Source organism: Acinetobacter sp. Leaf130, from assembly GCF_001423205.1.
GTDB lineage: Bacteria > Pseudomonadota > Gammaproteobacteria > Pseudomonadales > Moraxellaceae > Acinetobacter > Acinetobacter calcoaceticus.
In genome coordinates, this window is record NZ_LMOE01000001.1 from 994,185 (window position 1) to 1,012,301 (window position 18,117).

Below are 18,117 nucleotides of genomic sequence, written 5' to 3' on the forward strand. Positions count from 1 at the left end.
AAAAAAAATAGGCATTCTTCTGAATGCCTATTTCTATTTTAGTTTAAGCACGCACAATGAGCTCGTAACCCGTATATTTACGAACATTAATAACACCAATATCAAAGATTAAATATTGACCTTTAATGCCCTGTAATACGCCGCGAATTTTTGGAGTTTTATCCAAATTTAGAGACTTAATTTTTTCAGGGTACTGCTCAACAGGGTAAACAAACTCACGTGGTAGCTCATCTTCTAATAACTCAACGGTTTCGTTAAATTCAAGATTTTGGCTAAATTCCTCACGAATCGTTTGAATTTTGGGCGCAAACTCTTCGATTAACTGATCACGTTGCTCAGTTAGTTTTAGAGGTTCAGCTTCCCCTTTAAGGAGTTTACGCCAATCAGTTTTGTCAGCAACTAAAGAACCAAACATTATTTCAAGCTGACCCGATAAACGACGTGATCCAACTTTCATAATTGGTAAGGCCTGAGTTGCACCTTGATCTAACCAACGACCCGGCATATGACTAACGCGGGTAATACCAACTTTCAAAGCGCTAGAATTTGCTAAATAAACAATATGAGGTTGGAAACAAACATTATGGGCAAAGTCATCTTCACGACATGTACCTAAGTGGTAATGGCATGTTTCTGGTTTCATAATGCAGAGGTCACATTCCGCTTTCGTTTTAAAACATTTAAAGCAGTGACCTTGAGAATAAGATTTTGGTGTTTTAGTGCCACAAGAGGTGCAATAAATATTACCTGTCCATTCGATCTCTAGTTCTTGTCCTAAATTAAAAGGAAGATCAATTTCTGAACGGTCTAATACAAATTTGTATTCAACATTTGCCTTGGTTGTCTGTTGATCAGTTACACTAGCATCTTTTAGGCCTGCATGCATTTTATGGCAAATGCCTTGTAGTTCCATAAAGTTTAAACTCACATCTTTCAATTAAGGGTTGCAGTCATGGCTGAACAAAATGTCATCGCTTCTATGCTAGACGATTTATCAAAAGAACAGCCCATTCATACTGCACTTTGTATTGGCCAAAAAATTGACCAGAATCACGCAATTCAATGGCACTATTTTACCGTAACTGAGCTTTTAAGTCTGCCTTTTACTCAGCGTTATGATTTGGGTTTTGTATTATTTGATACTGATGAAATGCAGAACATTAGTGATATTCAAAAATCACAATTATTAGTAAAGTTACGAGATTTATTAGCAAAACGAATTGTTGTTGTGAGCAAACGAAGTGATGAACAGTTATTACGTTCTTTAGGCTTTACTCAACTGATTGATAAGACTTCGCATGATAGTGATTTTGCTTTATGGCAATTTAATATATTGACCTATAAACATGTTCCAGATTGGTTTAATTCAAAGTTTTGGGCAAACCCAGAAAACTGGAATAAATTCCGTTGGTAAAAGAGCATTAAATCTCTTTCAAAATTTAACAATTTGGTTTTTGCTGTCTGAACAAGAATCCGCGTATGCTCATGTATAAACCATACATAAGAGTTACATATGACAAATTTAAGCAGCATTGTTGAAGTTTTGGCTAAGCAGGCATTAGGTGGGAACCAGCAAGCATCAGGTCAAGGCGGTTTGGGCGGAATTTTAGGTTCAGTACTTGGACAAATGGGTGGTAATACTTCTTCTGGCACTCAAGGGGGCCTTGGTGGAGTATTAGGTTCTGTATTAGGTCAAGTGACTGGCAATAATAATGCACCTCAAGCAGGTGGTGGTGTGCAAAGTTTATTAATTGCGGTTGTGCCTTTAATTTTAGGTTGGGTTCAGCAACAAGGTGGTTTGCAAGCTGCTTTAGAAAAGTTAAAAGGAGCAGGTCTAGGTAGCCAAGTTCAAAGCTGGGTTGACCCAAATCAAAGCAATAGTGAGGTTCCTACTCAGCAATTACAAAGTCTATTTAATCCAGCCGACATTGAACAAGTTGCAGAGCAAGCTCAAGCTCCAAAAGAACAAGTTTACGGTGCAATTGCTTCAGTCTTACCTCAAGTCATTGACTCATTAACACCTCAGGGGGATAGTACAAATCCTCAAGAAGCAAATCAGGACATTCAAAATGTGATGAATCTTGTGAGTGGTTTCTTGAAATAAGATATAGATTGTTAGAAAAGCCGATAAAATTGATATCGGCTTTTTATTTTTCGCACCACACAATAAAAAATAAAAGGGCACATACTTCTTACTAGTTGAAATTATATAAAATATTTTTATATATTTAATTATCAACAATATAGCTGCTAAATTTTATTTATATATATGAAATTTAATGTATAAAAACCGAAGTGAGACTTTTATTAATTATTTAATATTATTAAAACTTTATTTTATAAAAAATTCTCATTGAGTATAGTTTTCCAAGTTAAAAGCCGACTCTATTGTTTGCAATTAACTCAAATTAATTTTTTTATATATAGATCTTTACTCCAGAAAGAACCAATATCGATATAAAAACAGTTATCTAATTGGACGGGTGCTTTTACAATGGTATGCCCTAAGTAGACCTCATCTATATTTTGTATAGTTTCAAAATCTTCACAATAGTGGCGGATACGCTCTCTTCCCCATAATGCTTTTTGATAAGAAGACTGTAAGCCAGAGATATGGTAATTACCTTGCTCAACATCTTTCTTGAATAATTCCCAGTCATTACAATCTATATCTGCATGAACAAAACCAATCTTTTTATTACAAGTTTTCAATTCGATAAGAATAGGAAGTTGAGAGAAGATGGAAGAAATTTCTAACTGTTTATTTTGTGATAATGAGTAAAACCATTCACCACCATTTCTTAAATGTATATCTCTAATTCTAAGATCAGATTGCCCTAAAATACACATTTCCTCATGATTTCCTCGAACCATAGTGAACCACGGTTGGTTGATAAGAGTTAGACAATCGATATTTTCGGGACCTTTATCTATTAGGTCGCCCACTGATATGAGTAGATCGTTATCAAAGTCAAAATTGTGTTCACCTAATTTCTGCATTAGAAAAGTATAACAACCGTGTATATCACCTACGACAAAAATATGTCCTTGGGTATGGGATAAGTAGCGTGTAAACATAGCCAATTCTCTATTACAGCAATTGAAGAGTGTAACTATCAACTTTTTTAAAAACTATTATTTTGAATAAGTTAATTTGTGTTTCTAGTATATCAATCTAGATCATTAGATCTTTTAAAGTTAGCTATATAGCTAACTTTAGTCATTTTTTATAGTATGTTAGCCATATAGCTAACTTTTTATGGGAAGATTATGATGGCACATAGAGGTCAGATAGGTGAAAAAGTAAAAGAAGCAAGAAAAAACAAAGGTTATACGCAACAGAAGCTCTCTGAATTGACGAAAATTAATAAAACAACCATATCTGAAATTGAGAATGGCCGTTTTACAGGATCTTTCGATATCTTTGAGCGTACATTGGATGAGGTTGGACTACAGTTTGAAGTTGTGCAAAAGAAGCATATTTTACCTGATTGGGATGAAATCGAAGCATTATTTGCAGAGAAAGATTAATGAATATCATGATAAATAAATTAAAAATTTTCCATTAGTTATCAGGTAGTAACTCTTTTGGATTAGTATCTAGAAGTTCAGAAATTTCATACAATTTTAATATCGTAATATTGACTTCACCTCTTTCAATTCGACCAAGATAACTACGATCTATGTTACAGAGTAATGCCAATTTTTCCTGACTGATTTGTTTCTCTTTACGTTTTTGACGAATTAATTGTCCAATTTTTATAGATAAATCTCGCATAAATTCTATTCACATAAAGAATAGAACTATTATTTTTTGCGGTTTAATAGTCCACGGATTATAATCCTCATTTCTAATATTGTAAGTGAATTAAAAAATGAGCAAGATTCCATTAAGTATAATTACCTTTTTCAGTTTAGCTTTAGTTGGTTGCCAACAAATGCAGGAAGCTGCAAATTCAACTGTAAAAACTATCTCTAAAGGTGTGCAAGCTTATGATGGGTGGGTGAGTAATGGTACAGTCAAGGTTTGGAACGATATGCGTGATGTAAATATCCGCAACAAGTTCTTAGTACTTTCTTCGCAAGGCAATAATAACGTCATCATTTTAAACTCAGCTTTATTAAAGGATAAATACAAATTAGAGAAAAGAACTTTCGACGCTATATTTTTAGAAAAATATATTACTCACCAAGCTAATTTTTCAGAAGCAAACCGTAGAATTAATAATGGTATTTACGTTTCAGAAAAAGACTTAGCTGCACAACTTTTTATTGAGCAAGCATTAGCTAGAGGTAATGAAGTTCGTTTATATAAGAAAGATATAAATGCATCACTGAACAATAATTTAAGACAAGCGATTACAGCCTTTAATGGGGCATCTAATCGTTATGATGTAGACCCAGCTTTAATTGAATTTGATAAAAGGGATAATCCAGTTGCGATTATGACTCGTTCTTGGCAAACCATCTCTGCAATTGGAGTTGATAGCCGTATATATACCAATATTTACTTTGGTGCAGATATGATGCGTTGGTTTGAAAACAATTATACCAATCGTTATTTGGAAAATAATCTAATTCGGACATATCGTTAATTTAATTCAGTTCAAACTTTAATAAAGTGTAGGAAAGACCAGTACTTTCCTATGCTTATCTATACTTTGGTTAACTAACCCGTTGTTCATTTTCTATTTCAATTGTTGATCTTATATCCGTATGTCTAAACTGACTTTACCCTTTTACCATGAATTTTTTGAAATCCTTCAGAGTAATGAAATATTGAATTGGAGAGCAAATGACTTTGTCCAAGCCATTTTTGAAAAAAGAAAAAACATGGGAGATCAAGACCGCCAGTTAATCTATAGAGGGCTAGCTATTCTAGTCGAGTGCAAATATTTAAAGCGTGAAAAGAAAGCCGATAACAATAGAATATATAGATATAGTGAAGCTCCACGACTTAGGGTACATAAGGAAAACGTTCAGCAGGAGAAAATAAAAGAAGTACTACTTACTGAGCAAAATATTATTGAAGAATCGTTACAAAAAATAAAGTAGAACAAATTCTTCTTCAAGATATTGTCCATAAATATCCTGATTTTGAAAAATTCTTACAAAAGTATGATCAGTATATTTCTAAAAGAATAGTTGAATTAGAAACTAAGTCAGTTTTTATACGAGAAATTATTAATGATATTGAAATTATGTAATTTGTTGATTTTTATATATTATTATGGAGTGGGGCTATTCTGAGCTTTGAATAATTTAACTAAACTAGCGGAACAAAATAAACTTAAGTTATTGATTAATGGTTAATTATGTATCATGTCGTTTTTTAATCTTAAATATTCTGCGATTAGTGATTTTTTTGGAAAGATTAGGATTTCTTCCAGTTAATTTTTTAATAAATACTGGTTGATCGTCTTCTGGAGTCTTACTCCAAAGAATATCATTCTCTACGTAAAGTACTTTTCCACTACGAGCTGCTTTAATAAAACTTTCTCGCAATATATATGCAGCTTTTGTAGCAATATCACCTTCCTGTGTTGGCTTTCTAGATTGCATTTCTAAAACTCTCAAAAGTGATAATTTTCAATTCCGCGATCACTTTCTATTATAGAAAATGATTAAAGCCTCATAAGTATAGAGTTCCTTTAGCTAAATTAGAATATAACTATAAAAATCCCTCCTTAAATACTACATTAAAAATATCCATCAACAAAGCAAAAGAAAGCCTCTATTAATCAGCTGATTAATAGAGGAGTAATTTGATTATAGTCCAGATAATGCTATTCAATAATTTTTAAGAGTTAAGCTAGCTTCTCTCTACTGAAATGAACTATTTCTGTATTGTTTAATTGATATTCAATATTGAGCATTATCTATGGGGTGTTAAGTTGATCAATAAATTCTGATAAATTCTCAAATTGATTAATATTTCTGAAAGAAATATAAACTGCTAAATAAGAAAGATAAATAAATCCACTTAAAAAGTGTAATTCGGATTCAGTAAGTATTTCAATCGATTTACGTTTCTTTATACGATATGCTTCTCGTACGTATTGTTGAACATCTATTGATTCATCACTTTTAAGAAGCTCTTTCATTCTTTGCTCTATCGTAAATTCTATAGGTTCAGCTGAGTGTTTTAGAAGAAGTTTTTCAATTGATAGTAAGCAATAGGTAAGACGATCTATTGGGTTGGATAACTTAGACCCCATACTAAATATTAGTAAACTAGAACGAACGGTTGTAGCAAATTGATTTAATTTTTCGGGATATACGAGCGTTTCCAAAAGAGATAAGTCAGTTTGTAATTCTTTCAGATTACTCTCCGAAATATTCCAATCAAAAGAAGGGGAAAGTAGGTTTGAGGTGTAGCTGAAAGTTTCTGAATTGTAGATAATTATGTTTGATACTGGATTTATTTCACTTCCAAGTAAGCTAACGTTAACAGTAGATGGATATGATTTAGCTGCTGGGGACAAAAAGCATAAAAGATTGATAATAATTTCTGCAAGTGATTGAGTATATTCACTTACTTTTTTTCTTTCTTTATTTACTTTAAATTCAAGAGCTGATAATCCCTGGATTTGTTTTCTCAAATTTGAAAATAATGATGCTGTTTGGTGCTGGGCCTCTTCGTTCATCTTTGTAACTTGTAGTTCTAGAGAATCAATTGTAGTTTTATTCAAGGGAATAATCCTTGCAGGCCCAAATTCAATTGCTTTTTCAATCTGCAGGTTAGATATAGGTACCAATACAGTATATTCCCTAATACTTTCAGATATTGAAGAGAGTAATGTTGTGATGAAATCTGTTGATTCTAGCTCAAGAAATCTTAAGCGGATCCATTTCAAAATCTCATTTTTTAAGTAATACTCACTTAATGAGTTTTTAATTATTTCGAAGTTTAATAGCTGTTTTATCAGCTTATCTATATCAACTATTGATTTACCAATTAAACCATAATTCTTATTCAATTTCTTAATAAAAACTACCATTGGGATATTGTTGTTCTGTGTCCATAATATAGGAGTTTCTATTAGTTCTTCTACTTTTATGATAGCACTGGGTATTCGGTCACTAGTATGATTTTTATTGAAAGAATTAGGTAGTGATAACTCTTTAACTTCAGATAGAATTTCTAAAGCCTTATTATTTAATGTAATTTTTATATTTTCTTCAAATAATTCTTCATTATTTGATTTGGGGATATTTTTAGAAGATTCCCCATCATTTTTGCCAGAACTTTTATCTATATTATTTGTGGAATTAAAATCAGATACTAATTTATTGTATTCTTTTAAGTCATTAGAATGGAATTCATCAAGTTCATTGTTGAGCCAGCTATGAAAATTGGTAACTTTTCTTTCATAATCTGAAGCAAAATTATGAATATCAATAAAATCATTAGAATTTTCTAAATATCTTTTTGCTAGAGCTGTCCAACCTTTCCATTTTAATAATTCTTTAGTTTTTAATCTAATACCTGTTTTCATAGCTTCCTCATTATTACTTGTATTTGGATTAGATTTAAACTCCAAATACATTTCTGTAGGAGGTAGGCCATTGTGCAAAAGATAATTACGTAAATCTTCCACAAATTTTATGACTGGTTTATTTACAAAATCTAACTTAATTTGCTCATTATATTTATTATAAATTAATGTATTTTCATAGTGCTCCTTCATAAAGTTTCTAGTATGTTCAACTAATGTTTTGGCAGAAGCTACAAAATTATGAACTAATCGTGTAATTTCGCGGTGAGTCTGATTTCCAGCATCACGATTTTCCGCCATCATGAGGTCTAATCCTTCGTTGGGATCATTAATTCGTTGTGACAGTTGTAATAACTCTATTGTGTTCATTCGAAAAATATTTAATGAAAATGACCGCTTGTATGTACGATTTATATGTTTATTCCCTGCAGACTCTTGAATAGCATCATATATATACTTCCAGTTATTAGGTTTATCACTCATTTTAAATATTTCTCATGAATAAAAATTATACTTCTTAGTATGATACTGAGAATTTGATAGAGGTCTATATTGACTTTTCTTTATTTAAGATCTGGACTTACTAATTTTTATTAAATTTAGATATTAGTCCATAGGAATTATGGAAAGAACCTAGATGGGCTGTTTTAAGTAGGAAATATAAATAACCTTTAAAATTCTCCTAATGCCTTAAATTTTTCATACCTCTTGCTCTAAGTAGCGATACTATGAAAAGTTGATGTATCGACAGTACAATTCGCATGGAAAGCCAAACAGCTAGAAACGGAAAGAAGAATATGTTTGATAGGTAAGTGGAGATGGTCTAAGACTTATTTGGACCATTAGGCTATCGTTCAAATAGATCGCAAAGTAGTGTGAGTAAGCATTTGTTTTTATTTAATAACTTTAATTTGTTCGAGCTTGAAATTATAAGAATATTTAATAAAATTATTGAGACCGTAGGTATTTTTGTAAGTTATTTAAAAGTATGAGTCTGATTGAAAATTGTTATAAAACCGTTGATGGGCCGTAAAACTGCTATTAACCAGAAGAATAGAACATAGAAAGATAAAATAGACCGTAAATGACCGCGCTAAATCATTAAACAGTGAGTATGACCGTAAACATATTCCATGTACATACCATGAAGGGGGATATGAGGAGTGTCGGGAATTTATTTTTTCTTTTTTATCAATTTCTCCCCCTAATTTTTGACTCTAGCCCTTTATACCTAAGGGATTCTTTGAGATTTATAACGTGGAGAATATTCTCCGCTCTCCAATAGGTCGATGAGACAAGTCTCTACGACCAGATTGGGCTTTTAATAACTTTATATATTCCACATTCATTTGGTGGATAAGTTCCATGAGGGTATATAACCTCATTTAACATAAAAGTAAGAAAAACATCATTAAAAAAAAGCTAAAATATTTTGGCACTTCCCATAAGATACTTGAATCTGTACTTAACAATTGTCTTTACTAAGTTAAGTACAGAAATCTGTAATTAATACGGAGTCTTATTTTTCGCTTTCCTCTAATAATTCTTGAAAATTAATATTCTGCATTTGAGCCATAGTATTTACTGTCACTCTGGCCTGCTCATCAACACTCAAAAAGTCGATCCGACCATTAGGAAGAAACCTAATTTTACGTAAACCCTCTAGTGAAATACCTCGATGCACATGAAATTTTCCGTTTACCATTTTATCCTTTAAAAGATGAAATCGGTATTCAAATTCAGCTCTTGTAGTCGGGGTTTGCATTCTTTCCATATATCCTCCATAAAATTTTATTGGTAAGAAATTAGCCCATAAGGCTGTGAATCAATTTCAACTACCCAAAATATATTCATTTTATTTTGTAGCTTTAGAAATTCGTCTTCATTAATAGATAAATAGCAACCTTCCGATTCTGGTGCTCCAGCAGCCTCCTGATCTCTACGAGAAGAACGCCACCATGCTCGCTTTAGGCTCTTAGGGTCTATATCGGATATTTGCATAAAATGTGACGTTGGAATTGCTGGAGTAAAAGACCCAAAATATGTGTGAGTTGGATCTACATTAGCACATATATCGATATGTAATGCTTTATTTGATGTTGGGATCTCTGTTGAAGAAAACCGTCCTGATGAGATAGGTGTTTGAGGAATATCACCAAGATAAGCTGTCATTCTTACTTGTCTTAGATCACCCTCATACCAGAATGATTCATAATAATCGAGATATACATTTCGATCAAAAATAGCGTTTGGTTGAGAGATTAACCATATTTTTCCATGAGGTCTAAACTCTTTAATTCTTAAATGATCGAGCCGAGTAGGGTTGTATGGCCTGAATATCTCAACAATCTTTTCATGTAAACTTACAGGAGCTGTTGATTGTAGGGCTGTCTGTAAAGCATAGCTCACTTTTGCTCGCCATCTCAAAGGATCTTCTTTATTTGCGTAATATCCATCTGATAGTAGACTTTCAATTTCATGGACAGTTTCTAACGTCAATGGAGAGCATAGAGCCTCTAATATTGATGTGCTCTGTTGTATCAGTGAGGAGTTTACGACACCTAATTTCTCTAATTCAGACCACTCTGATTTAAGCCCCGTTGCCCACTGTGGACATTTCAATATATTGTGATCAATAGGGATGCTAACTTGATTAATTTCACTTTTTAACTGATCTAAAAGTTGAATAGCATATTCATTTCCATTTTTTGCAGTTTGATTCAAAATTCTTTTTAGAATAGAAAGTCTTCCGATATGTTTACAATCTTTTATTATGGTTGCAAAATCCAAAGACGGAGATAAAAAGTCCCAAAGCTTAGATTCTGAGTATGATAAGTGATCTAAAACTCCACAAATAACTTCTGCATGGTTATTAGGGTTATTAGAAAAAGCTAGATGCCCAAACAATGGAATATATTCAGGTTTGTTTCTTAATAACCATAGCAACATCTCTGCTGCTTTTTCGCTTCTTAACCATGTGGGGTGATCAATAACATGTACAATTAGCTTAACAAAAGATAATATTTTGTCATTTTGATTGGATTCTTCTAAAAATCCGTAATCAGCCACCTCCGCTTCCGAAGCTCCTACCATCAGCTGAAGATGATTAATCGACAATTCTAATAGCTTGTTTTGATCGTCAACAGATGCATCGGGACTTAACCAGCTTATTAGGTTTTCAGCTATAAACCAATGTTGAGCATATCGTTCATTAACAATTAATGGTTGGAATAATTTGATTAAATCTTCTTGTGAACATGTAGTTTCTTTTAAAAGCTTTTGCCCTCTCTTCATTTCAGGTACAAGCGCATCCCATATAGGCCATTGCCCCAATTGCAGAGCTTTAAGTGCAGTTAGAATATCTTGCTGTGCTTGCTTATGATTTTTACGTTTAATAGCTTTATTAGCACTAGAAAAATAAGCCTCAACTTGAGAGTAAGACGTACTGGTCCCAAATATACCTGGCGTAAACAAACTATCAAAAGTGTCTTGTTTGACACCTGTATTCTCTTTAGCGTTAGTTTGAACAACTGAAGTCTTTTTGCTTTCTTGTTTATTTGAACCTGATATATCAATACATGATCCAAAATAATTTTGGAATCTATCGCAAAGACTTTCAGGAATATGTTTTTTTAATTCTGAAATAAAATTTGAACGCTCATCATTAGTTAATTCAGATTCATAAATAATTTCTAGTCTACTGAACATTTGTTCAATAGCAACAATATCTCCTTGATTAGCTGTTAATAAGTTTCCATAGACTTCAGCATAATTAGCTAAATGTCTTGAATCTCCAAATTGAAATATCTCTAAGAGTACCCAACAGAATTGCCATTCTAAATGAGGAATAGCAGATCTTACGATACAAAGTATTGAATCTTGTTCATCCAAGGCACCACCAGGAAAACGAGTTCCTGCTAATTCAGACAAGCGATCAATTTCTCCTTTAGTTATATCTGCATACATTTGGCCTAATGAACCATAAGTTTGGCGGATATAGTAGCGAATGGCTTTATCAAACTCGCCCCTTAAGCACAAAGTTTTTATGAAGTCTCGCTTTGCATATCGGACAAAACGTTCAAAGGTCATCTCACCACTAGACACCTCCAACAATCCCGCAATTTTACTTAAAACTCCATTCTTTACAGGCGTTTGTATATCAATAGCCTCCAAAGTACTAACGGCTAATCCTAATTGATCTTCTTTATACCAGTTAGGACCCATAGAAAATGCCAAGACATGTCTATAGGTGTTCTTTGCTTTCTCTAAAGCATTTAAACGTTCGTATAGAGGAATTATTGTTAAAAGTTCAGGGACAAGTTCATGCCTATTTTTTAGATTTAATAATATAAAATTTTCCCAACGTTCAAGTAACGAAAAAGCTAGATCCTCTACATCATCTTCTAACTCATATTTAGTAACTTGTTCTAGAACATTGTTTAGAATACCTCTAAACCCTTCTGAATAAATGCCACACTGATTTGAGAATCTCTCATGAATGAAGCTGAGTAATACTTCAAGATAAGTTGGGTAAATATCCAAAATCAATAAGGTCATATTTTTATAAACATATGGCAATACGGCTTCTGGTAAAGCATAGGCATTTTTCCAATTTACTCGATCTAATAGGCTGAACTTTAAATTTTCAAAAATATCCTGTTGTATGACAGCCCAAATTGAATTTAAGCCTTCTATATTATTTTCTTGGAATTGACGTCTAGCTGAACCATCACACCAAGCAATAGTTCTTAAAATAGACTCAAGACCATCCCTCCAATTTAATGGAGATAAAGAGATGATATTGGGTTGATGGAGTTGAGGGTTAAGAAATGCTGACGATCTACATTTACTCATTCCAATTTGAACTTCAGACTCATTTAAAGAAATATTATCATCAGCTATTAAGTTTATTTTTTCTAGTGCTATAGCTGTATCTTCAGATATTGAATGAAGAATGTTAAATGGCATAGACATAGAAATTAAACCATCAATATCAATTGGAAGAAATTTTATTAAATTTCCTTCATTTTCATTAACTAATGTATTTAAATCTTTGAAAAATTCATTCAACAAAGTTTGATCGTAAGGTATGTCAAAAAAAATACATTTTGTATTATATTCAATTGCAGCATCAATATACTGCTGAGCATAACCTGAGATAGAACCAGAATGCATTTGCTTTAGAACTATTAAAGGAACAACTTTTTGCTCTATGCACATCAAGTTCGCTTGTAGATAAATGGTCATTAATTTATGAAGTCTTCTCCATATCTTTTCATCTTCAATATGAGAACTCACAAACTTTAGCCAATAAACCTGAAAATGCTCTAAATCTTTATTTGCACCCTTAACTAATGCTCGACTTTTTAGCATGTACTGCTGTTGTTGCCAATCGAATAAAGTTAAAAAATTTGCAAGTGGGTATTGCTCACGAACAACAAGATCAAGCTCCTTATTAATTGTGACTTCAATAGTCTTTAATAAAATTCTAGCTTCTTCATAACTTTCTATTTCTATTAGTCTTAAAGAAATTTTAAGTGCCAAATCAATAGGTATGATTAATTGCTTATAGCGAATAATATGTTGTAATACTTCATTATTTTTATTTAAAGATATTAAGGCATTTGCTGTTAAGTCAGCAGATTGAGCAAATAATGTATCATATCTAAATTTCATTCTTTGAGATAACAATAAGATACGATTAGTTTCTGTAAAATCTCCAAGATCTGTAACGGCTTTAATGACATCCTCAATATCGCCTAATAACGTATCAGGCTTTATCCCTCTTAAAACACATTTGTCAGCCCAATCTTGATTGCAATAGCTAATAACAAGAGATTTATCAGTATTTAGAGTTTTAAGACCGTGGTAGATGATATTAAACATACCATACTCAACGTCAGGGCTATTCTCACAAAAGTTAAAAAGTCTTAATTGGATATCATTTTCACGTAAATGAGTCTTTTCTTTTAGGAATTCAGAAAAAGAAGAATGGTAAACATTGGTATTGTCTGAGCTTAAAAGTAAATGCTTGATACGCTCAATCGTACTTATTAATACAGCCTGTTCATTTGCATTCAATGTTGTTACTAGGAGTGAAATAGGTATTCCCCATCTCAAGCGAACCATAATAGCTAAAAGATTAATTCCATCTGTGTCTGATGAAAGTTGATGCCATAAAGATTCATAGTAATTGAGAATGCTGCCTTCTAGCAAAGGGAGCTTAGCAATATCATCATAGCTTTTACCATCATTGACTAGATCAACTAAATATCGAAGATATAGAGGATGGCCTTCAGCCTTATCACAGATTAGTTTAACTATGACGGGATCACACCGCTCTTTAGCTAATGCTGCTATGCAAAATTGTTGGGTTATTTCATAGGACAAAGAAGGTAAAGTAATACAGGTTTCTTGTCTTAATTTATTTCCTAAAAGTGCAGAATATTGCGTATAACTTGGTGCAGAAAGTACTATAACTAGACTCGATGGAATCACTTGCGGTAATAACCCAAGAAAGTTTCTAAGTAGCTCTCTATCATGTTTATCAATTTCATCTATTCCATCAATAAAAAGCACACCAATTTTATTAATAGAACTGTAATATTGTCCTAGAGCTTGTATTACATTCTGAGTTTCTTTAATTAGTTGAGCATATTCATCTTTTAATGCAACTCCAGAGCTTCCATTAACTAACATTGAAACTTGCATGTTAAGCCAGTTAACGAATTCAACTGGCTGTGCTAAAAGAGCAACGTTTATGAGATCTCTATTATGCGTAAAACTATACGTATTAAAATTCTCAATTGAAGGATTTTGGGTTCTGTAATTCCCACAAAATGTAGACTTTCCAATACCATGGGCACCTTCTAAAAAGATGTATTTACCCGTATTATTAATTAAAAATTCATCAAAAATCGTATTAAATTCAGTTCTCGGAGCTAATTTAGGTATTTCTACACCTTTATCAATTAATTCTTCCTCGAGAATATTATTTTTAATTAAAAATTCTCTAATTCTAAAAACTGATATCGCACCAATCGTCTTCTCTATCGAGTATCGAATTATCCCGAAACACATACCATCACATATGAGAGGTGCTCCAGAATGCCCACTATAGTCATCAAGTGAATTAGGAGATTCTATTTGGATTTCAATATCATTACCTAACTTCAATGTATTTAGAACTTGTACTATTGATCCTTTTAATTGATGACCCATTTCTAATTTTGTAACTGGCCAGCCATAGGAATAAAAGTCTTTACCTACTACGGGCAGAGAATCACTGAAAGAAACTGGTAAATAAGTGCTACTAATATTTTTTAATGAGAGCAATGCAATATCTAAGTCCTCATCATAGTCTATAATTTCAGCAGTCAATTCATCTGAATTTTCAGAAAACTTAAATCCTAATTTTATAGGATCACTATCCTTAATTGCATTTTCTACGCAGTGGTATGCTGTTATGACAATATTCTGTTTGATCAGCCAACCTGATCCAGATTCTGTTCTACATCTAATTTTGCATACAGAGGTTTTGATTGTACTTTCTAACATTATTTATTTCCCGTAAATGCAATCCAGTCGCAGGCATTTTCAATAACCGAAAATTTGGTTTCTGATTTAGTTTGATAGTTTTTTAGTTCTGTTGAAGCAACGGTGGCATAGTTGCAATAAAGTGTTCTAGAAAATGTAGAAGGTCTATCAACTATCGCTATAAGAGTTTCAATATCTGGATGATCATGTTTATTCCCATTAGATGAAATAAAGTAAACAGGTGAATCAATAAGATCCAATAGTTCTGGACTAGTATTATGATAGCTTCCATGATGTGAAATCTTAATAGCATCAAAAATCATAGAATGTCCTTCTTCCTTTAACTTTTGAAGGTTGAGTATTATATCTTCAGGCCATGCATCAGCTAACATTAGAATCCGAATACCATTGAGTTCTATAATTGTCGCTATAGAGCTTTTGTTGGTAGGAGAATCATCTGGTTTATAAATTTCATTAAGGGGTTTGCGTGTTGTAGCAGAAATTGGTTTTGGAGATTTTCTTTGATGATCATCAATATGCTCTAACATAAATTCAAATGCATCATCAATAAGTTCTCCTGAAGATATTGAACCTTTGAAACCATATTTTTTTAATTGCTTTTCCCACTCATTTAATAATGATTTTAAAGAATTTTGAGATGGAGATAAAACTCGAATTATACCTCCAGTTATTGGAAATGATTCTAGATTCTCTGTAGATATACTTGTTGTTCCATCACCGTTATTCCAACAGTAGCCACCGCTATGAATCAATTTAGCTAGAGTACTGCCTTGTTGAGCACTAATTTTTTCAGCACTAGAATCTGTATCAGATTTTGTTTTAGGATGACCTCTATCATTAATGGACTTAAGCAAACTACGATTTTTTTCAAAGTCTAAAGGTTTTGCGAGAGGGGTAGTTATGCTACGCAAACTATTGTGCCAAATATTGTTAATAGGAATAATTGATGGTTGTGCCGAAGTTCCATTTAAACTTAGGAACTTAATTATTCCACCTATATGATCAGAATCAATATGAGTTATGATAACAAGTTCTAGAGATTGATTTGCTGAACTTAGCTCTTTTAAATCATGTTCAATTTGCTGCATAAAAGAGCTTGCATAACCACCATCAATTAGGATATTTGTTGTATCTGTGCAGATTAAGAAAGAATCACCATTCCCAGCTGGATACATTTTAATCTTCAACAAATCTTCACCTTTATAATTTCGCAAGACAATGAAATATAAAAATTAATTTAACATTATTCTTTTGATATTAAAATTAAAATGATACTTAGATCTATGGAAATAAATTAGTATTAAGTTAAGGTAGCAACTCTTTTACATCAATATCCAAAACACTTGATATTTCATATAAGTTTTTAATTTTTAAATTTACTTCCCCAAGTTCAATCCTTCGAATGTAACTTCTGTTTATTTCACATATTTGGAAGTTAAATTTAAACATGCTCAACAGTCTTTGGAACATTATCGTGAGTCTACTAAAGAACAACGTCAACAAAATTTACGTCGATATGACTACCAGATTCAGCTATTACAATCTAAAATTAGGCAGTTACAACAAACAATTATTGTGAAACAAGATGAGCTGAACGAACTTTCATTAATAAACACAAAAATATCGATTGCACTATCTATCCCAAACGTAAACCAAGAGAAATGAGATAAGGTTTTTAAATTTAAATATAAAGAGCCTTTTCTAAGTGGAGTTAAAGCAATAAATACAATAATTAAAAACTTATTTAAAAATAAAAACATTAACGGAGAAAATTAATCAATTAAAGATTGAGAATGATATTCGAGAAGAGTTGTATGATTTTGATAAACTAATGACCAATATTTCCGATTATGATGGAAAACCAATACCATGGTATTTTTAATAAATACCATGCTTAATAATATTTTTTAATAAAAACAATATTATTAATTTAATGTTGTTTCTATTGGTTTTTTTAACTTACATCAAGGTCATCACATTTCTTTCTCCTATTATCTAATTTTAAGTGGCGCTTTTTAAAACTATCCCAAATTTTTACTTCAAAATAAATATCTTGGATGATTGTAGGTATTTGAGTGGTTTCTAAATCATTTTGTAGTAATTCATGAAATTTCTTAGTGTATTCACCCCAAGTTGATATGTTTAAAAATGGAATATGCGGACACAATTCGTAGAGATAGTTTAACCATAAAGATTTGTTTTCTTGCCACTGTTTTTCAAATTCCAGAATATTTACGTCTTTTTTAAAATTTATTACTTCATAATATCGCCTAAAAGCACGTATTTCATCAATTTTTATAAGATCATCAAATGATAACTTATCAACGAATCTTTTCTCAGCTCTATAGATACTATCGTTATTATTTGTTGACTTATGAAGGTTACAAGTAAGTTGAGTACTTTTCCTAGATTTAATTTTATCTGAATTTTTACGAGATTCTTGTTTAATTAAAGTGGTTCGAAGAGGTCTTTGTTCACCAATTGATTGAACTCTTCTAAAACAAAAGGCACACCAATCGATTTTAGGTCGGCGAGTATGAATTCTATGATGCTCGTCATCTTTCTTATCTAGCAGTTGCCCCTTCGCGAGCAGGTGAGTAATTTCATAGATGAAATATAAAAATTCAAGTGCTTGAATCCACGATTTACATTCTTCATTTTGTCTTTGTAATAAAGGTAAATAATCTACTGATGTAGAATGGTGATTATAAATTTGATAAATAGACTCTGAAAAATCATGGCAAGTTGAGTTTTTAGTTAGCTCTTCAACAAGGTTGTGAGATATACCTTTTCGATGTAAGTCTTGTTTGAGTATTGGAAACTCTTCAAGATAATAATTAAATTTTTCAAAAAATATTCTACAAAATTCAATCAAAATACTTTTTTTCTTAAATGCAGCTCTTGCCGTTTTTAAAACAATAACGTCATTTTCTTTTAAAAATTTTTGTAGTGTAAGCAATTCATTTTCACAATTTGCTCGGTATGCATCTTTAATTAATCCAGTTTCAAAAAATGCATCTTTATTTTGTTCAAATCCCATTTTTTATTCCTGATAAAAATA

16 protein-coding genes are annotated in these 18,117 nt (G+C 31.9%); 6 read left to right on the top strand and 10 right to left on the bottom strand.

The window, feature by feature from the left end; genetic code table 11:
* Positions 1-43: 43 nt before the first annotated feature.
* Positions 44-913 carry a DUF2797 domain-containing protein gene (locus ASF86_RS04300; RefSeq protein WP_056479750.1) on the bottom strand — a complete coding sequence of 290 codons (870 nt, stop codon included), beginning with the start codon at positions 911-913 and terminating at the stop codon, positions 44-46.
* Between the two features lie 39 nt (positions 914-952).
* Between ASF86_RS04300 and ASF86_RS04305 the strand changes: the two genes are divergently transcribed.
* Both ASF86_RS04305 and ASF86_RS04310 read left to right on the top strand, forming a co-directional pair.
* Positions 953-1,414 carry a DUF6231 family protein gene (locus ASF86_RS04305; protein WP_004642702.1) on the top strand — a complete coding sequence of 154 codons (462 nt, stop codon included), beginning with the start codon at positions 953-955 and terminating at the stop codon, positions 1,412-1,414.
* Between the two features lie 99 nt (positions 1,415-1,513).
* A complete protein-coding gene (locus ASF86_RS04310; RefSeq protein ID WP_003651596.1) occupies positions 1,514-2,104 on the top strand; it encodes a YidB family protein in 591 nt (196 codons plus the stop codon).
* 299 nt (positions 2,105-2,403) lie between these two features.
* Here the strand turns inward: ASF86_RS04310 and ASF86_RS04315 are convergent, their stop codons facing one another.
* Positions 2,404-3,078, bottom strand: a complete 675-nt coding sequence (locus ASF86_RS04315; protein ID WP_056479752.1) for a metallophosphoesterase — start codon at positions 3,076-3,078, stop codon at positions 2,404-2,406.
* A 195-nt stretch (positions 3,079-3,273) separates the two neighbouring features.
* On the opposite strand from ASF86_RS04315, the gene ASF86_RS04320 reads away from it, so the two are divergent.
* Positions 3,274-3,531 carry a helix-turn-helix domain-containing protein gene (locus ASF86_RS04320; RefSeq protein WP_056481740.1) on the top strand — a complete coding sequence of 86 codons (258 nt, stop codon included), beginning with the start codon at positions 3,274-3,276 and terminating at the stop codon, positions 3,529-3,531.
* Positions 3,532-3,565: 34 nt separating this feature from the next.
* Here the strand turns inward: ASF86_RS04320 and ASF86_RS04325 are convergent, their stop codons facing one another.
* Positions 3,566-3,778 carry a helix-turn-helix domain-containing protein gene (locus ASF86_RS04325; RefSeq protein WP_056479755.1) on the bottom strand — a complete coding sequence of 71 codons (213 nt, stop codon included), beginning with the start codon at positions 3,776-3,778 and terminating at the stop codon, positions 3,566-3,568.
* Positions 3,779-3,875: 97 nt separating this feature from the next.
* Between ASF86_RS04325 and ASF86_RS04330 the strand changes: the two genes are divergently transcribed.
* Together ASF86_RS04330 and ASF86_RS04335 are read left to right on the top strand one after the other, a co-directional pair.
* A complete protein-coding gene (locus ASF86_RS04330) occupies positions 3,876-4,595 on the top strand; it encodes a hypothetical protein (protein WP_056479758.1) in 720 nt (239 codons plus the stop codon).
* 121 nt (positions 4,596-4,716) lie between these two features.
* A complete protein-coding gene (locus ASF86_RS04335; RefSeq protein WP_227508775.1) occupies positions 4,717-5,055 on the top strand; it encodes a hypothetical protein in 339 nt (112 codons plus the stop codon).
* Between the two features lie 258 nt (positions 5,056-5,313).
* Here ASF86_RS04335 and ASF86_RS04340 read toward each other — a convergent pair whose 3' ends face one another.
* The 6 genes from ASF86_RS04340 to ASF86_RS19575 form a co-directional block, all read right to left on the bottom strand.
* Entirely contained in the window at positions 5,314-5,562 is a 249-nt protein-coding gene (locus ASF86_RS04340) for a hypothetical protein (protein WP_056479761.1), read from the bottom strand.
* 317 nt (positions 5,563-5,879) lie between these two features.
* A complete protein-coding gene (locus ASF86_RS04345; RefSeq protein WP_056479764.1) occupies positions 5,880-7,982 on the bottom strand; it encodes a hypothetical protein in 2,103 nt (700 codons plus the stop codon).
* A 1,036-nt stretch (positions 7,983-9,018) separates the two neighbouring features.
* Positions 9,019-9,273, bottom strand: coding sequence for an AVAST type 1 anti-phage system protein Avs1c (gene avs1c / locus ASF86_RS04350; RefSeq protein ID WP_056479767.1), 255 nt, complete (start codon positions 9,271-9,273; stop codon positions 9,019-9,021).
* A gap of 17 nt (positions 9,274-9,290) precedes the next feature.
* Positions 9,291-15,056: an AVAST type 1 anti-phage system protease Avs1b gene (gene avs1b / locus ASF86_RS04355; protein WP_056479770.1), complete on the bottom strand. Its 5,766-nt coding sequence runs from the start codon at positions 15,054-15,056 to the stop codon at positions 9,291-9,293.
* Positions 15,056-16,246: an AVAST type 1 anti-phage system MBL fold metallo-hydrolase Avs1a gene (avs1a, locus tag ASF86_RS04360; RefSeq protein WP_201784111.1), complete on the bottom strand. Its 1,191-nt coding sequence runs from the start codon at positions 16,244-16,246 to the stop codon at positions 15,056-15,058. The genes avs1b and avs1a overlap by 1 nt, the downstream gene beginning before the upstream one ends.
* Positions 16,247-16,361: 115 nt before the next feature.
* Positions 16,362-16,526 (bottom strand): helix-turn-helix domain-containing protein, encoded by a 165-nt coding sequence (locus ASF86_RS19575; RefSeq protein WP_155860153.1) that lies wholly within the window; start codon positions 16,524-16,526, stop codon positions 16,362-16,364.
* On the opposite strand from ASF86_RS19575, the gene ASF86_RS04365 reads away from it, so the two are divergent.
* Entirely contained in the window at positions 16,518-16,721 is a 204-nt protein-coding gene (locus tag ASF86_RS04365) for a hypothetical protein (protein WP_201784115.1), read from the top strand. The two genes, ASF86_RS19575 and ASF86_RS04365, sit on opposite strands and share 9 nt — an antisense overlap.
* 289 nt (positions 16,722-17,010) lie before the next feature.
* Here ASF86_RS04365 and ASF86_RS04370 read toward each other — a convergent pair whose 3' ends face one another.
* Complete coding sequence (locus tag ASF86_RS04370) at positions 17,011-18,096, bottom strand: hypothetical protein (protein WP_056479776.1); 1,086 nt, start codon at positions 18,094-18,096, stop codon at positions 17,011-17,013.
* Between the last annotated feature and the right edge of the window lie 21 nt (positions 18,097-18,117).

Bases quoted from the DNA above. Each gene is read 5' to 3' on its own strand.
- ASF86_RS04300 (WP_056479750.1), bottom strand. From the start codon at position 913: ATGGAACTACAAGGCATTTGCCATAAAATGCATGCAGGCCTAAAAGAT.
- ASF86_RS04305 (WP_004642702.1), top strand. From the start codon at position 953: ATGGCTGAACAAAATGTCATCGCTTCTATGCTAGACGATTTATCAAAA.
- ASF86_RS04310 (WP_003651596.1), top strand. From the start codon at position 1,514: ATGACAAATTTAAGCAGCATTGTTGAAGTTTTGGCTAAGCAGGCATTA.
- ASF86_RS04315 (WP_056479752.1), bottom strand. From the start codon at position 3,078: ATGTTTACACGCTACTTATCCCATACCCAAGGACATATTTTTGTCGTA.
- ASF86_RS04320 (WP_056481740.1), top strand. From the start codon at position 3,274: ATGGCACATAGAGGTCAGATAGGTGAAAAAGTAAAAGAAGCAAGAAAA.
- ASF86_RS04325 (WP_056479755.1), bottom strand. From the start codon at position 3,778: ATGCGAGATTTATCTATAAAAATTGGACAATTAATTCGTCAAAAACGT.
- ASF86_RS04330 (WP_056479758.1), top strand. From the start codon at position 3,876: ATGAGCAAGATTCCATTAAGTATAATTACCTTTTTCAGTTTAGCTTTA.
- ASF86_RS04335 (WP_227508775.1), top strand. From the start codon at position 4,717: ATGTCTAAACTGACTTTACCCTTTTACCATGAATTTTTTGAAATCCTT.
- ASF86_RS04340 (WP_056479761.1), bottom strand. From the start codon at position 5,562: ATGCAATCTAGAAAGCCAACACAGGAAGGTGATATTGCTACAAAAGCT.
- ASF86_RS04345 (WP_056479764.1), bottom strand. From the start codon at position 7,982: ATGAGTGATAAACCTAATAACTGGAAGTATATATATGATGCTATTCAA.
- avs1c (WP_056479767.1), bottom strand. From the start codon at position 9,273: ATGGAAAGAATGCAAACCCCGACTACAAGAGCTGAATTTGAATACCGA.
- avs1b (WP_056479770.1), bottom strand. From the start codon at position 15,056: ATGTTAGAAAGTACAATCAAAACCTCTGTATGCAAAATTAGATGTAGA.
- ASF86_RS19575 (WP_155860153.1), bottom strand. From the start codon at position 16,526: ATGTTCCAAAGACTGTTGAGCATGTTTAAATTTAACTTCCAAATATGT.
- ASF86_RS04370 (WP_056479776.1), bottom strand. From the start codon at position 18,096: ATGGGATTTGAACAAAATAAAGATGCATTTTTTGAAACTGGATTAATT.